Annotated in this window: 15 protein-coding genes and 1 pseudogene; 6 read left to right on the forward strand and 10 right to left on the reverse strand. The window is 42.7% G+C overall.

All coding sequences use genetic code 11. The annotated features are described in order from the left end of the window. A pseudogene (locus HRT75_RS12135) lies at nucleotides 1–185 on the forward strand (glucose-1-phosphate thymidylyltransferase); the annotation flags it as partial. A gap of 324 nt (nucleotides 186–509) precedes the next feature. On the opposite strand, the gene HRT75_RS12140 reads toward HRT75_RS12135, so the two are convergent. Beyond that, nucleotides 510–785 carry a hypothetical protein gene (locus HRT75_RS12140; RefSeq protein ID WP_291187100.1) on the reverse strand — a complete coding sequence of 92 codons (276 nt, stop codon included), beginning with the start codon at nucleotides 783–785 and terminating at the stop codon, nucleotides 510–512. 20 nt (nucleotides 786–805) lie between these two features. Continuing rightward, complete coding sequence (locus HRT75_RS12145) at nucleotides 806–2,467, reverse strand: ABC transporter substrate-binding protein (RefSeq protein ID WP_291187135.1); 1,662 nt, start codon at nucleotides 2,465–2,467, stop codon at nucleotides 806–808. 39 nt (nucleotides 2,468–2,506) lie between these two features. On the opposite strand from HRT75_RS12145, the gene mtaB reads away from it, so the two are divergent. Further along, nucleotides 2,507–3,859 (forward strand): tRNA (N(6)-L-threonylcarbamoyladenosine(37)-C(2))-methylthiotransferase MtaB, encoded by a 1,353-nt coding sequence (mtaB, locus tag HRT75_RS12150; RefSeq protein WP_291187103.1) that lies wholly within the window; start codon nucleotides 2,507–2,509, stop codon nucleotides 3,857–3,859. Here mtaB and HRT75_RS12155 read toward each other — a convergent pair. Further along, the gene (locus tag HRT75_RS12155; RefSeq protein WP_291187138.1) at nucleotides 3,856–4,155 is read right to left on the reverse strand and encodes an N-acetyltransferase; all 300 of its coding nucleotides are present in this window, start codon (nucleotides 4,153–4,155) and stop codon (nucleotides 3,856–3,858) included. The genes mtaB and HRT75_RS12155 overlap by 4 nt on opposite strands. A 267-nt stretch (nucleotides 4,156–4,422) precedes the next feature. On the opposite strand from HRT75_RS12155, the gene HRT75_RS12160 reads away from it, so the two are divergent. Together HRT75_RS12160 and HRT75_RS12165 are read left to right on the forward strand one after the other, a co-directional pair. Further along, complete coding sequence (locus HRT75_RS12160; RefSeq protein ID WP_291187106.1) at nucleotides 4,423–5,088, forward strand: alpha/beta hydrolase; 666 nt, start codon at nucleotides 4,423–4,425, stop codon at nucleotides 5,086–5,088. A 55-nt stretch (nucleotides 5,089–5,143) separates the two neighbouring features. Further along, complete coding sequence (locus HRT75_RS12165; protein ID WP_291187109.1) at nucleotides 5,144–6,076, forward strand: lytic transglycosylase domain-containing protein; 933 nt, start codon at nucleotides 5,144–5,146, stop codon at nucleotides 6,074–6,076. 3 nt (nucleotides 6,077–6,079) lie between these two features. Here HRT75_RS12165 and HRT75_RS12170 read toward each other — a convergent pair whose 3' ends face one another. The 3 genes from HRT75_RS12170 to HRT75_RS12180 all read right to left on the reverse strand — a co-directional run bounded on the left by HRT75_RS12170 (nucleotide 6,080) and on the right by HRT75_RS12180 (nucleotide 8,321). Then, the gene (locus HRT75_RS12170) at nucleotides 6,080–6,781 is read right to left on the reverse strand and encodes a TlpA disulfide reductase family protein (RefSeq protein ID WP_291187112.1); all 702 of its coding nucleotides are present in this window, start codon (nucleotides 6,779–6,781) and stop codon (nucleotides 6,080–6,082) included. Between the two features lie 92 nt (nucleotides 6,782–6,873). Further along, nucleotides 6,874–7,431: a DUF2892 domain-containing protein gene (locus HRT75_RS12175; protein WP_272833300.1), complete on the reverse strand. Its 558-nt coding sequence runs from the start codon at nucleotides 7,429–7,431 to the stop codon at nucleotides 6,874–6,876. Next, entirely contained in the window at nucleotides 7,431–8,321 is an 891-nt protein-coding gene (locus HRT75_RS12180) for a DUF6263 family protein (RefSeq protein WP_291187116.1), read from the reverse strand. The genes HRT75_RS12175 and HRT75_RS12180 overlap by 1 nt, the downstream gene beginning before the upstream one ends. Before the next feature lie 154 nt (nucleotides 8,322–8,475). On the opposite strand from HRT75_RS12180, the gene rpmH reads away from it, so the two are divergent. Together rpmH and carB are read left to right on the forward strand one after the other, a co-directional pair. Continuing rightward, nucleotides 8,476–8,634, forward strand: a complete 159-nt coding sequence (rpmH, locus tag HRT75_RS12185; RefSeq protein WP_272833302.1) for a 50S ribosomal protein L34 — start codon at nucleotides 8,476–8,478, stop codon at nucleotides 8,632–8,634. Nucleotides 8,635–8,738: 104 nt separating this feature from the next. Further along, on the forward strand, nucleotides 8,739–11,591 hold the full coding sequence (gene carB / locus HRT75_RS12190) for a carbamoyl-phosphate synthase large subunit (protein ID WP_291187120.1): 2,853 nt from the start codon (nucleotides 8,739–8,741) through the stop codon (nucleotides 11,589–11,591). Between the two features lie 68 nt (nucleotides 11,592–11,659). On the opposite strand, the gene HRT75_RS12195 is transcribed toward carB, so the two are convergent. The 4 genes from HRT75_RS12195 to HRT75_RS12210 form a co-directional block, all read right to left on the reverse strand. Continuing rightward, nucleotides 11,660–11,884, reverse strand: a complete 225-nt coding sequence (locus HRT75_RS12195) for a hypothetical protein (protein ID WP_291187123.1) — start codon at nucleotides 11,882–11,884, stop codon at nucleotides 11,660–11,662. Next, entirely contained in the window at nucleotides 11,871–13,199 is a 1,329-nt protein-coding gene (gene rmuC / locus HRT75_RS12200) for a DNA recombination protein RmuC (RefSeq protein WP_291187126.1), read from the reverse strand. Before rmuC ends, HRT75_RS12195 begins: the two co-directional genes overlap by 14 nt. Before the next feature lie 74 nt (nucleotides 13,200–13,273). Next, nucleotides 13,274–13,627, reverse strand: coding sequence for a hypothetical protein (locus HRT75_RS12205; protein WP_291187129.1), 354 nt, complete (start codon nucleotides 13,625–13,627; stop codon nucleotides 13,274–13,276). A 9-nt stretch (nucleotides 13,628–13,636) separates the two neighbouring features. Beyond that, nucleotides 13,637–13,835, reverse strand: a 199-nt coding sequence (locus tag HRT75_RS12210; RefSeq protein ID WP_291187132.1) for an ABC transporter ATP-binding protein, incomplete at its 5' end; no start/stop codon positions are given.

A 13,835-nucleotide genomic window follows, 5' to 3' on the forward strand; every position in this document is an offset into this window, starting at 1 on the left:
TTCCGCGTAATTTTATCCCAAGTTACAGTTGGGGCGGTTCATCGGGCATGGTAACTTACAAGACCAACAAAGCTTTTGAAACGGCAAAGGCCATGATGGGTCGGCGAAAGGTAGAATTCACCGAGGCCGATCAAAAGATCATGGAAGCCGTCTTTGAGCAGACCGCTAAATGGCGTCGGGATTAGTCTTTTATTTTTAATTCCCTAATAACTAAGAGTGCTCTTCGCTTAATGCTTTGCATTTTGCTATGAGGACTTTTTGAATTCAGCACTTTGTAGTGGTGTAATTATGTGCAGTTTATTATTACACTGAGGTTGGTAGGTACAATTTGCTGCTATGCAGAGGTTGTTAAGTACAGTTTGATGAATTCCGACTTGGACAAATTCATCCGCGCTTAAATTTGAGCTAATTTTAATTGGGGAGGGGTTGGAAACCCCATAATTTTCACACCGTCCATTTCAAAATCGAAAAGCCGCTTTTAACCATCTTCTTTTCAAAAAAGTGTAAGCTTAGCGCACAAACATGATATAATAGAAAAAGCCCACGATCACTGAAAAGATCACACTAAAGACAAACAACTGTTTTAAAAAGAGCTTTCGTCTCGCTTCTTTGACCTTTTTTTGAAAAGCGGCCATTTGCGCTGGAGTGAATTTTTTGTGATCTTCAAACTTACCGTAAGTGCCGGGCTTATAAACCTGTCCATCATCAAAGCGGGACTTACGTTCCCGTTTGTTGTTCTTTAGAGAGGTAATCATGGCTTGAACGGCACCACCAAAAAAAGCCATAGGCAAGCCTGTTTGTTAATTCACTTCTTTTTGACCCGCTTCAACACCAAGAAATTCTGCGGGTTGATCCCGAGGCCTTCCACATCTTTACTGACAAAACGCAAGGCCATATCGTAATATAATGGTACTACTGGCGCTTGATTTGTTACAATAGAATCCAGTTTCTTATAGAGGATCTGTCGATCCGAGATATCTGGAACATTAAGTGCAGTTTGGTACAAACTGTCAAAAATAGCGCTTTTAAAGTGGGTGTAATTTGGGCCGTTGGGCGTGAAGTATTTACTGTAGAATAGCGAGAGGTAATTCTCCGCATCCGGGTAATCTGCGATCCAACTGGCCCTAAAAATATTGAGTTCTCCACTGGATTTCATCTGACGCAGGGTAGAAGGCGGCATTACTTCAATTTTAACCCCAATGCCAATTTTCTCCAATTCACGTTGAATGTATTCACAAAAGTCCAAATACTGGCTGTTGGTGCCAATGGTGATCTTGGGCTGCATATTGCCCGTTTCTTTTTTGTATTGATTCAAAAGCTCAAGGGCTTTTTCTGGGTTATAGTTGTAACCAATCGCTTCATTATAACCCGCAAGACCTTTAGGAATAAAGCCGTGTTCCGCTGGAATACCAACACCATTACGCAAATAGGTGATCATTTTTTGACGGTCAAAACCATAGTTGATTGCCTGTCTAAGGGCTTTGGATTGCAAAACGCTTGTGCTGTCTCCCAAGAACAGGCCCAAATATTCCGTATTTAAAAATGGACTCTTTAGCAGGGTAACTTGCTCCTCATATTTAGATCTTAGTTTGCCGTCGGCAGTGAGGATCTCATCTTTATAGGAATTATCCAAACTGTTCACCATATCCAAATTTCCTTGAACAAACTGCAAAAATTCACTTTGCTTATCAGGCAGGAAAGTAATCGCTACTGCCTCCAAATAAGGCAGTTGGTTACCGGCGCTGTCGGTTTCAAAGTAGTTCGGGTTCTTGCGTAAAACCAGTTTTACATTTTCTTCCCAGAGCTTGAACGCAAAAGGACCAGTGCCTACCGGATTCTTTCTAAAATCGTTTTGATAATAATCGATCGCTTCCTGGGGAACTACTGAAAAGTAACGCATCCCTAGCATCCCTAAAAAAGGGGGGAAGGCCTCTTTGAGTCTTATGTTCACTACCGTATCACTGGCCGCAGTGATCTCTGCAACAGGATTCATTACCCAGCGACCGGGTGAGGCGATCTTTGGATCGATCAATCGATTAAAACTATACACAAAATCAGCGGCAACCACTTTACGAGACTTTTGATCTCTAAAAGCAGGATTCTCATGAAAATAGACATCGGATCTCAGCGTAAAGCTATAGGTGAAGGTACTGTCGTTATAGGTCCAAGATTTGGCTATGTCTGGTTGAATATTCAATTCGTCATCCAACTGAATGAGTCCGTTGAAAAGCTGATTGGCCGGCCAGATATTGGCAGGATTGCGAGCAAAAGCGGGATCTAGAGAAGAAATATTGCTGTGTTCGTTGTAGCGAAAGACGAGCTGATCGCGTTCAGAATCGGACTCGGTTCCACAACTCAACAGGCTAAAAATCAACAGTAAACACCCAAAAAAGTTAAGCGGGGATATACCGCCCTTTAATTTTAAGTTCCTGTAATTTAATTGTAATTTTGCCCGCTGAATCTGCATACGCATATGCTGATAAAGATAGTAAAATAGCCTGTTGATTTGTCTTTAAAAGTTGCACATAAAAAGAAACCGAAAGTCGCCTTTCACACCTTGGGGTGTAAATTGAACTTCTCAGAGACTTCTACAATTGCCCGAGGGTTTGTACAGGAGGGCTTTGAGCGTGTTGATTTTGGCGAACCTGCGGACATTTATGTGATCAACACCTGTTCGGTTACTGAGAACGCCGACAAGCGCTTTAAAACCATTGTAAAACAGGCTCAGAAATCCAACCCGGAGGCCTTTGTGGCTGCCATTGGTTGTTATGCGCAACTCAAGCCACAAGAATTAGCGGATGTTCACGGTGTGGATCTAGTTTTAGGAGCCACTGAGAAATTCAAGCTTTTAGATTACATCAATGATCTGAGCAAAAATGATTACGGTCAAGTACATTCCTGTGAGATCAACGAGGCAGACTTTTACGTCGGTTCTTATGCTATTGGTGATAGAACCCGTGCTTTTCTGAAAGTTCAAGACGGCTGTGATTATAAGTGTACCTATTGCACCATTCCCTTAGCAAGGGGGATTTCTAGAAGTGATACGCTTGAAAACGTTTTGAAGAATGCTGCAGAGATCGCCTCCAAAGACATTAAAGAAATCGTTCTGACAGGTGTAAACGTCGGTGACTACGGCAAAGGGGAATTTGGCAATAAGAAACACGAACACACCTTTTTGGATCTGGTAAAGGCCTTGGATGAGGTTCCAGGAATTCACCGTTTGCGTATTTCTTCCATCGAACCCAACTTGCTTAAAAATGAGACTATAGACTTTGTCGCGAGCTCTAAAAGCTTTGTGCCGCATTTCCATATTCCATTGCAAAGTGGTAGCGATGCTCTTTTAAAACGCATGAAAAGACGTTATTTGACGCCTTTGTACACCGAGCGTGTAGCGCGAATTCGCCAAGTAATGCCTGACGCTTGTATTGGGGTAGATGTGATTGTTGGATTCCCGGGAGAGACGGAGGAGCATTTTTTGGAGACTTACAATTACTTGAACGAGCTCGATATCTCTTACTTACACGTTTTTACTTATTCAGAGCGAGACAATACAGAGGCAGCCAGCATGGCTGATCCTGTGCCGCAAAGGATAAGATCCAAACGTTCACGAATGTTGCGCGGACTATCGGTAAAAAAACGTCGTGCTTTTTACGAGTCGCAATTGGGAAGCACACGCACTGTGCTCTTTGAAGGCGAGAACAAATCAGGCTATATCCACGGCTTCACAGAAAACTATGTAAAAGTTAGAATGCCTTGGGATCCGGCACTAGTCAACACCTTGCATCAGGTACAGCTGAGCGAGATTGATGAAGAAGGGTTTGTGCGTTTTGAAATACTCCGGGAGGCCGGCGCGGATTAGATAGAAATTCCTACGGGGAGTAGATCTTTATAGATTCTTCGGTTTTTGCGCATAAATGACGCTATCTCAGGACTAGTAGGAACTAAGCGGATGTTGCGATCCTCAACTTCCTTAAATACAGCTTTGATGAAAATATCACGAAAGCCTTGTTCCTCCATATCTTCTGGCATGAAGTATTTGGTAAGGAAGATCTTTCTTTCTTGAAGGGAATATTCAATTCTGGCCATGTTGTCACCAACCTCAAGTTCAAATTGTCTTAAGAATTCGTTGTCGTTGATCTCTACGTCTTCAATCATCATTTCAATTTTTTTAAAATTACCAGATGGTCTCGCTGAAACTGTTAGTAAATTCCAGTACCGCGCAGCATAAGTAAAATTTGGGTTGGTAGTAGATGGAACACCACATTTATTTATCTGCTGATAATAAGCCAGTTAGTTAGTCTGCTAATTGGTGTTAAATCTGTTGTAAAAGCTCGCAAATCTCATCAGAAATATTGCTAATTTTACCACGCAAAGGTACGAATTTTCTTTTTTTCTGCCCTGATTTTTAACTAGAAACCGCAGATGCACCAACCTCTTGTACATGTATATCTGATCCCTGGCATGGCTGCCGGCCCCGAGATTTTTGAAAACATCCATTTACCAGCAGATCGTTTTAAGGTCATCATTTTGGAGTGGATGATCCCGAATCAGGAGGAATCTCTAGAGGATTATGCCAAACGCATGGCAGACCGGGTAGATGAACCGGCCGGTTATTTGGTTGGTGTTTCCTTTGGTGGTGTTATGGCTCAAGAGATGAAGGCTTTTTTGCCTGAAGCCAAAGTCATTATTATTTCGAGTGTCAAATCAAGAGGGGAGTTACCCAAGAGATTTGCTTTGGCTCAAAAAAGTAAACTCTATCAGGTGTTGCCAACGGGTTTGGTGGTCAATAGTAGAAACCTAAAGCGCTTTGCTGTTGGTCCACGTTCTAAGAAACGTCTGGAGCTTTACGATAAGTTTCTATCAGTCAGAAATAAGCAGTACTTGGATTGGGCAATAAAAATGATGATCTGCTGGCCTAGAGAAACACCAGATCCAGAAGTGGCGCATATTCACGGCGATAAGGACATTGTTTTTCCAATCAAAAACATTCAGGGCGCAGCGACAGTGGCCGGAGGAACTCATGCTATGGTCATCTATCGGGCCAAATCAGTAACCCAGCAATTGCTCAAGCTGTTAAACAAAAACTAAGTATTGCGCTAACTGCGCGTATTTGCTATCTTTATTCTGGGAAAATTAGTGAATCATGAAGAAGTATTACAAAACGATAATGTTGGTGTTGGTAGTTTGCTGCGGAGGTTTGATGATCAATGCAGTACAAGACGCGCCAACCGATGAGAATTTAGAGGTAAAGATTGTCAATGATTACAATATTTACGCCTTGCCATTGCCGGATGAAATGAGTTTTGCTGGAGAAGCAGTTCCACTGGATGATCCTGACATTCGTGAGCGTATGGACCGTGAACTCTTGGTAAACACTTATTGGCAGTCTAATGGGCTGTTGATCATGAAGCGCGCCAAGCGATATTTCCCAGTAATTGAACCACTACTTAAGAAATACGGTCTCCCAGATGATTTTAAATATCTAGCTGTGGCTGAAAGCGCCTTGCAAAATAACCGTTCTCCTGCTGGGGCTGCTGGTTTTTGGCACTTTTTAAAGTCTACCGGGCGTGAATACGGTTTAGAGATCAACGATTACGTTGACGAGCGTTACAACCTAGAGCTTTCTACTAAGGTAGCTGCAGAATATCTGAAAAAGTCCAAAGAGCGTTTTGGAAGTTGGACTTTGGCTGCCGCCGCTTACAATGCAGGTAACGCCGGAATCAGCAAACAACAAAAGCGTCAGGATGCATTCGGAAGCTATTACGACCTCTTGCTTAACGATGAGACCAGTCGTTATCTCTTTAGAATACTTGCTTTTAAAGAGATCATGAGCAATCCGAAGAAATACGGATTCAACTTTAGAGATCAAGATCTGTATCAGCCCATACCGACTTATGAGGTAGTGATAGACTCTGCGATTACGGATATGCCGGCTTTTGCCAAGAAATTCAACATCAATTACAAGATCTTGAAATTGCACAATCCGTGGTTGAGAGATACTTATCTCAAGAACGCTTCACGCAAGAAATACACCATTACAATACCTAAAGAGGGCGTGTATAGCATGGGGCAATAGCCCTTAGTTCTGTCCTAATAAGGATTCTGGATAGGGAGCTTCTTCCTTGGTAAATAAGAGCGCGATACCCTTTAGAAAGGCATCGTAGTTCAAAGAATAAGAGACTTCATATTCTTCTGAATAGGGATGGAGTACCCCGCGGCGCACGTCTAAAATTTGCTTATCCGACGAAATAAAGAAGGAGGTAGGGAAGCCCAAGCTATGCTTCATACTAATGATCACGTGATCGTGAATGTTTTCGGTCTCATCAATATAAACCACGTCCATTTTAGGGTGGTACTCCTTAGCTACCGCTTTAACCTGTGCTTTGGTATTCCAGAATAAGATCACAAAATCTATATAAGGATGATACTGCTCTACAACCTTATTCAGCGCAGGGATCTCTCCGTTCCCTGGTGTACACCAAGACGCATAGGTCATTAAGAAAACTGGCTTTTTATAATCGTGAAAGTAGACCGTGCGGCCCGACAGTTTTTTGAACTTGAAATTGTCCATATAACTGTTCACTACCACGTGTTTAACTAAAGAATCGAACAGGAAGGCGCCGCGCTCGTAGTCTTTGAGCTCATAGGCGTTATCTGCATTTAAAGAGTACTCTTTAAGTTGCTCTTTGATCTTGTAGGAGAATAGTCGTCTAGGGTCTGTCCCTTGCGAGAAGGCCTTAGTACATAGGAGAATAAGCACTAGGTGTATTAGTTTCACCATAGGCAGATAGGGGTAGATTCTTGGGGGTAAATTAAGTAAAATCGCTTGATTACCAAATTTTTAGCCCAATAAAAGAAGTATTTTTCTTACTTCTATCGTCTTCTACCGCCGCGCTGAAACTGTTGTCTTGGCTGTCCGCCTTTCTTCATTTGCTGCTGCATCATCTTGAGTTGATCCCCTAACATATTGTGCTTGTCCAGCTTTTTAGCCTCGGTGAGTAGGGCCTGCGCTTCTCTTCTGCGGTTCTTGGTCATGGCAATTCCAGCTAGGTTCATTTTGGCCACGGCTAGATCCGTATCCAAGTTCAATCCTAGGCTAATGGCTTTTTTGAAGTATTTCTCAGCCTCATTCATATTGGTCTGTGAAACCATCATCCCATTGAGGTAATTGTAATATCCCTGTTGTTTTCGCACTAAAGCAGCCTCAGGGTTTTTGATCTTATCCAACCATTTTTTAGCTCCTGGAAAGTCTTGCTTACGCAGTCTTAAGAAGGCCAGTAAGATGAGTTCGTTCTTAAAGTAAAGAAACACAAATACACCAGCTAAAAGGATCAACATGATCCCATTGCCTATGTAGTCTTCGGTCATTTGCCAAACGGCAGCGGCAACAAGTGCGCCGGCCAATACGAGTTTTATATACTTATTAAACATTACTTATTAATGGTATAGTCTGTAATTGTTGTGATTGAGGTTGGGATGGCTTCGTCTCCTAAAGCTTCTGCAAAGGATTCTCCATCTGCAGTAGATTCTGAGTGGTAACTGGTTATAAAACCGTGTGCCGAGTCTACCACGATCTGTGTGGTCTGTGTTCCTTCACATTGAATCTTAGTGGTTCCCGAATCAATATTCATTTGAATGTCGGCCGTACCCACAATATTTGCAATATTGCGATTGAAGGATTCTAAGGTCCAAACATGCTGTGCTTTTAGGTCACCATCGATCTCTGTTTCCCAGGTATCTCCTTTGCGCTTTTTGCCTTCAGGATAGATATAGGTGAATTGCTCAAATCCAGCAGCGATCTTTTGACCGCCGTATTCTTTTTCCATGCCTTGACGCATCGCGGCCAATTGCATTTCATCCGTTATGCCTGATTTCTTCAACATATTGTCGATCAAAGCATCACCACCAGTGATATCAATGATGCGTCCGGTCTTAAGCATCTCAAAGGTCATTGGAACATTGAGTAATCCTCTGAAGATGGTTTGCGTTACATCGTTTTCATCGTATTCTTCAGAAGATGTATCCACCGATAGCATAGGCCCCATAGTATCAGAACGCATTTCATAAGCAAAATTGGTAAACTCAAATTCGATCATATAGGAATCCTTGTTTACTTCCACAACCGTAAGTAGAAATTCTGCGTAAATATCATTCACAAGCTCAATTTCCATACCCGTGATGCTCTGCTTAATGGTCTGCAAAGACTTCTGGGTCAGATTGAATTGATCTCCTTTTTTAAGATTGTATCCCAATTTTTGCTGTCCAAAGGCTGTGGAGGCCGAAATCAGTAACAAAAACAGGGTTGTTTTGAAGAAATTCATTAGATGAAGTATTAGTGTGCAAAGAAACTAATTTTTTAAGGAAAAAAAGTTTTTCAGCATGCCTTTGTGAAAGAAAAAAATGATTGTATATTTGCAGCCGACTTTGAGAGAGGTCATAAGAATACATTCAAGAAGATACTAAAGATAACAGACGATGAAAAGAACTTTTCAGCCATCGAAACGTAAAAGAAGAAACAAGCACGGGTTTAGAGAGCGCATGGCGTCTGTAAATGGCCGTAAGGTATTGGCCTCAAGACGTGCTAAAGGCCGCAAGAAATTAACCGTGTCTTCTGAAGCACGTCACAAAAAATAATGTTGATAATCTGTATATAAAAAGGTGTTGTTTCTTTAAACAACACCTTTTTTTTATGCCTACATAGCCGTAATTTTATACGATTTTTAAACCAGCGAGAATTCATGCCAAAAAACGAAAAAATCAAGTCCATCCTTATCATAGGCTCGGGGCCAATTATCATCGGTCAGGCCTGTGAATTTGATTATTCAGGATCACAAGCACTTCGCTCACTGCGCGAAGACGGAATCGAAACCATTCTGATCAACTCCAACCCGGCAACCATCATGACGGATCCATCCATGGCCGATCATGTGTATCTCTTGCCGCTGAACACCAAATCCATTGTAAAAATACTCAAGGAGCATCCGCAAATTGATGCGGTATTGCCAACCATGGGAGGGCAAACTGCTTTGAACCTTTGTATTGAAGCTGACGAGAAAGGTATTTGGACTGATTTTGATGTAGAGATCATTGGAGTTAATATCGATGCGATCAATATTACAGAGGATCGTGAGCAATTCCGTAACCTGATGACTGAGATCGGTGTTGGTATGGCGCCGCAAGAAACAGCGACTTCTTTTTTAAGAGGAAAAGAAATTGCTCAAGAATTTGGATTCCCGCTCTGTATTAGAGCTTCCTTTACCCTTGGTGGGGCAGGAGCTTCTATTGTTTATGATGAGAAGGAGTTTGATGAGGCACTCAGTCGCGGTTTGGAGATCTCACCTATACATGAGGTGATGATCGATAAGGCCATGATGGGCTGGAAAGAATACGAACTGGAGCTGCTTAGAGACAGCAACGACAATGTGGTGATCATCTGTACCATTGAGAATATGGACCCGATGGGAATTCACACAGGGGATTCCATCACTGTTGCTCCCGCTATGACACTTTCTGATAGAACCTTCCAGAAGATGCGTGATATGGCCATCCACATGATGCGTTCTATTGGAGACTTTGCAGGAGGATGTAATGTGCAGTTTGCCGTTAGCCCAGACGATGAGGAAGAGATCATCGCTATTGAGATCAACCCGAGGGTTTCTCGTTCTTCTGCATTGGCTTCGAAAGCAACTGGATATCCAATTGCAAAGATCGCCGCTAAGTTGGCAATGGGTTATCACTTGGATGAATTGGAAAACCAGATCACCAAGACCACGTCTGCCTTATTTGAGCCGACTTTGGACTATGTGATCGTAAAGATCCCGCGTTGGAACTTTGACAAGTTTGAAGGATCTGACCGCAACCTAGGACTGCAAATGAAGGCAGTAGGAGAGGTGATGGGAATTGGACGTTCGTTCCAAGAAGCATTGCATAAAGCAACGCAGTCGCTTGAGATCAAAAGAAACGGTCTGGGAGCTGACGGGAAAGGCTATACCAACTACGATCAGATCATTGACAAGCTTACCCACGCTAGTTGGGATCGTGTGTTTGTGATCTATGACGCGATCCAGTTGGGAATCCCACTCAAACGCATCCATGAGATCACTAAGATTGATATGTGGTTCCTCAAGCAATACGAGGAGTTGTATCAACTCGAAAAAGAAATTTCAAACTTCACCATTGATTCCTTGAGTAGAGATCTGCTCTTGGAGGCAAAGCAAAAAGGATATGGAGATCGTCAGATCGCGCATATGCTGGGTTGTTTAGAGAGTGAGGTTTACAACAAGCGCGAAGACTTGAATATTCGTCGCGTATACAAATTAGTAGATACCTGTGCTGCGGAATTCCAAGCACAGACTCCCTACTATTATTCAACCTTTGAAAACACCATGACCTCTCCAGAGGGAGAGACCTTTGTAGAGAATGACAGTCCTGTCACAGATAAAAAGAAGATCATTGTACTTGGATCTGGACCGAACCGTATCGGTCAAGGGATCGAGTTTGATTATTGCTGTGTACACGGAGTACTAGCAGCTTCTGAGGCAGGTTACGAGACCATCATGATCAACTGTAACCCAGAGACGGTGTCTACCGACTTTGATGTAGCAGACAAACTTTACTTTGAGCCTGTATTCTGGGAGCACATCTATGATATTATTCGTCATGAGAAGCCAGAAGGTGTTATTGTACAGTTGGGAGGGCAAACGGCGCTAAAACTCGCTGAGAAGTTAGACCGTTATGGCATCAAGATCATGGGTACAAGCTATAAGTCTTTAGACTTGGCAGAAGACCGCGGAAGTTTCTCGACTTTGCTTAAAGACAACAATATTCCTTATCCTAAGTTTGGAGTGGCTGAAACTGCGGATGAAGCCCTAGACTTGGCTGATGAATTGGACTTCCCACTCTTGGTACGTCCATCATACGTACTTGGAGGCCAAGGAATGAAGATCGTGATCAACAAACAAGATCTAGAAGCCCACGTGGTTGACTTGTTGCGTAAGATCCCGAACAATAAACTGTTATTGGACCATTATTTGGACGGAGCTATTGAAGCAGAGGCCGATGCGATCTGTGACGGAGAGAATGTTTATATCATCGGTATTATGGAGCATATTGAACCTTGTGGAATTCACTCCGGAGATTCTAATGCGACCCTGCCACCGTTTAACTTAGGGGAGTTTGTGATGCAACAGATCAAGGATCACACTAAGAAGATCGCATTAGCATTAAATACGGTGGGATTGATCAACATTCAGTTCGCCATCAAAGATGATAAAGTATACATCATTGAGGCCAACCCGCGTGCTTCACGTACGGTTCCGTTTATTGCTAAGGCCTACGGAGAACCTTATGTGAACTACGCGACCAAACTGATGCTTGGAGACAAAAAGCTGTCAGATTTTGAATTCAATCCGCAGCTAGAAGGATACGCTATTAAGCAACCAGTCTTCTCTTTCAACAAATTCCCGAATGTAAACAAACAGTTAGGGCCAGAGATGAAGAGTACCGGAGAATCCATCCTGTTTATTGAAAGTCTTAAAGACGATGAGTTCTATGAATTGTACTCCCGTCGTAAGATGTACTTGACCAAGTAATTCTAGGACATATAAAAGAAAAGGCGCGGTTTTATTTCCGCGCCTTTTTTATGTTTTGATGGTTGGTTTCAAGTAAAATCTCCTTTGCGATACTCTCTTAACTTTTTGACCGTAATATAACTGAGCACTAAAGCTATAAGCAACGCCAGGATTCCAAAGAATTTCATTGCTCCGCCATAGGAATCAATCACTGACTGCATCTTCTTACCCATAAGCGTACTTATTCCTGCCCACCACATTACAAAGCTGAACAGGCCATAACCCATAATCTCAATGATCTTAATCAGTTTCATCAGACTCTGCGCGTTTTAGCAAGTTCTCATTGAGGTGCTTGGTTTGTTTGATTCCGAGCTTTTTGATCTTTTCCACTCGGGTGATCAGATTACCGCGACCAGTGAGTTTTTTCATGCTGGTCTCATAAGTACCTGTAACGGTTTGCAGCTGTTTGCCGACTTTCAAAAGATCATCCGTTAGGTTGACAAACTGATCGTAAAGCGCACCGGCTTGTTTGGCAATTTCCAAGGCGTTCTGCTGCTGCTTTTCATTGTTCCACATGCTGTCAATGGTACGCAAGGTCGCCAGTAGGGTAGTGGGAGTCACAATGACAATATTCTTTTCAAAGGCCCAATTGTAGAGCGTGGGTTCTGCCTGAGTAGCTAATGCAAATGCCGGTTCTATGGGAACAAACAACAGTACAAAATCAGGACTTTCTATCTGATAGAGGTTTTGATAGTTCTTCTCGCTCAATTGATCCACATGGCGTTTTAAGGATCCGATATGCTCCTTGAGTAGTGCTGGGCGCTGCGATTCATCTTCTTCGCTAGCAAAGCGCTCATAGGCCGTAAGGGTCACCTTGGAGTCAATGATCATCTTTTTGCCCTCAGGCAGGTGAATGATCACATCGGGAAGTACTCGTTTCCCGTCTTCTGTGGTAAAACTAGACTGCACGGAATATTCTCGGTCTTTTTCTAAACCAGATTTCTCTAGCACGCGTTCTAAGACCAATTCTCCCCAATTCCCTTGCATTTTACTGTCGCCCTTCAAGGCTTTGGTCAGGTTGGTGGCTTCTTTACTCATTTGCTCGTTGAGTTCCATCAGCCCTTTGATCTGTTGCTTGAGCTCGGTGTGCTTTACAATGTTTTCCTTGTTGGTATCTTCTACCTTTTTCTCAAAGGTTTTGATCTTTTCTTGCAGCGGATTCAAGATCGTCTCAATGCTCTCCTTATTTCTATGGGTGAGCTTTTTGGAGTTTTCATCAAAGATCTTATTGGCCAAGTTCTCAAATTCCTTGGCAAACTTTTCTTGCAGTTTTTCTACCTCTTCCTGCTGCTCTAGACTGCGTTGTTTCAGGTGATCATAAGCGGCATTCTGCTTGGTGAGTTCCTTGCCTAGAAATTCTTTTTCTTCCCGCAGACTTTCTTTATCCAACAAGGCGTTTTTGAACTGTTCGTCCAATTTTTCGATCTGCAAATGTTCCTGATGCAGGCGTTCTTCTAAGGCTGCAGTCCTGACATTGAATTTAAGTCGTGCCAGGCGACTGCCAATAAACGCGCCAAAGATCATGCAGAGAATCGCTAGTAAAACAAATAAAAATACTTCGCTTGTCATAGTTTGATAAAGATAGGGAAGCCTTTTGAACTTTCTTAGTTTTTAGCTTGCGGAAAGATAGAATTTATAAATCCTTACTTATTGAGGAAAAAGCGTTTGTTTGCCGGGTCGAATTCCACGGTTTCCTTTGGAAATAACTGCTGAATGATCCCAGCTTCAATAGCTGCTTTCGGGCTGTGCATTTCAATCTGTTGCCCTTGAATGATCAATAACTCATCACAGAGATCCAAGGCCTGTTCCAGATCGTGCGTGGCGTAAATAATCGTCTTGCCTTCTGCTGCCAATTCATGCATTAATTTGAGCATTTTAAACTTGTGATGCAGGTCCAAATGAGTTGTGGGTTCATCCAAGATGATCAATGGCGTGTTCTGAGCAATAGCACGAGCCAATAATGCGCGTTGCTTGTCTTGATCGTTGAGCATACCCATCCTATTGGTTTAAGGGTGTCTTCCTAGTGCAATGAGCTCATAACAACTCAGATTTAGAGAAATCGGAGACTTGGTCAGTACCACACTGAGCAGTTTTGCGCGTTCGCCAGAGCTTAAGTCTTGTGCTTCTTGGTCGTCAAAAAGAAGTGTTCCGCTTAAAGGAGTTAAGGAACCGTTGAGGGTTTTGATTAAGGTCGATTTTCCAGAA

Source organism: Gilvibacter sp. (assembly GCF_013214815.1).
Taxonomy (GTDB): Bacteria; Bacteroidota; Bacteroidia; order Flavobacteriales; family Flavobacteriaceae; genus Gilvibacter.

Coding starts and splice junctions, on each gene's coding strand:
- HRT75_RS12145 (WP_291187135.1), bottom strand. CDS start 2,467: ATGCAGATTCAGCGGGCAAAATTACAATTAAATTACAGGAACTTAAAA.
- HRT75_RS12165 (WP_291187109.1), top strand. CDS start 5,144: ATGAAGAAGTATTACAAAACGATAATGTTGGTGTTGGTAGTTTGCTGC.
- HRT75_RS12155 (WP_291187138.1), bottom strand. CDS start 4,155: ATGATTGAAGACGTAGAGATCAACGACAACGAATTCTTAAGACAATTT.
- HRT75_RS12195 (WP_291187123.1), bottom strand. CDS start 11,884: ATGAAACTGATTAAGATCATTGAGATTATGGGTTATGGCCTGTTCAGC.
- HRT75_RS12205 (WP_291187129.1), bottom strand. CDS start 13,627: ATGGGTATGCTCAACGATCAAGACAAGCAACGCGCATTATTGGCTCGT.
- rmuC (WP_291187126.1), bottom strand. CDS start 13,199: ATGACAAGCGAAGTATTTTTATTTGTTTTACTAGCGATTCTCTGCATG.
- HRT75_RS12170 (WP_291187112.1), bottom strand. CDS start 6,781: ATGGTGAAACTAATACACCTAGTGCTTATTCTCCTATGTACTAAGGCC.
- HRT75_RS12160 (WP_291187106.1), top strand. CDS start 4,423: ATGCACCAACCTCTTGTACATGTATATCTGATCCCTGGCATGGCTGCC.
- HRT75_RS12140 (WP_291187100.1), bottom strand. CDS start 785: ATGGCTTTTTTTGGTGGTGCCGTTCAAGCCATGATTACCTCTCTAAAG.
- HRT75_RS12180 (WP_291187116.1), bottom strand. CDS start 8,321: ATGAATTTCTTCAAAACAACCCTGTTTTTGTTACTGATTTCGGCCTCC.
- carB (WP_291187120.1), top strand. CDS start 8,739: ATGCCAAAAAACGAAAAAATCAAGTCCATCCTTATCATAGGCTCGGGG.
- HRT75_RS12175 (WP_272833300.1), bottom strand. CDS start 7,431: ATGTTTAATAAGTATATAAAACTCGTATTGGCCGGCGCACTTGTTGCC.
- rpmH (WP_272833302.1), top strand. CDS start 8,476: ATGAAAAGAACTTTTCAGCCATCGAAACGTAAAAGAAGAAACAAGCAC.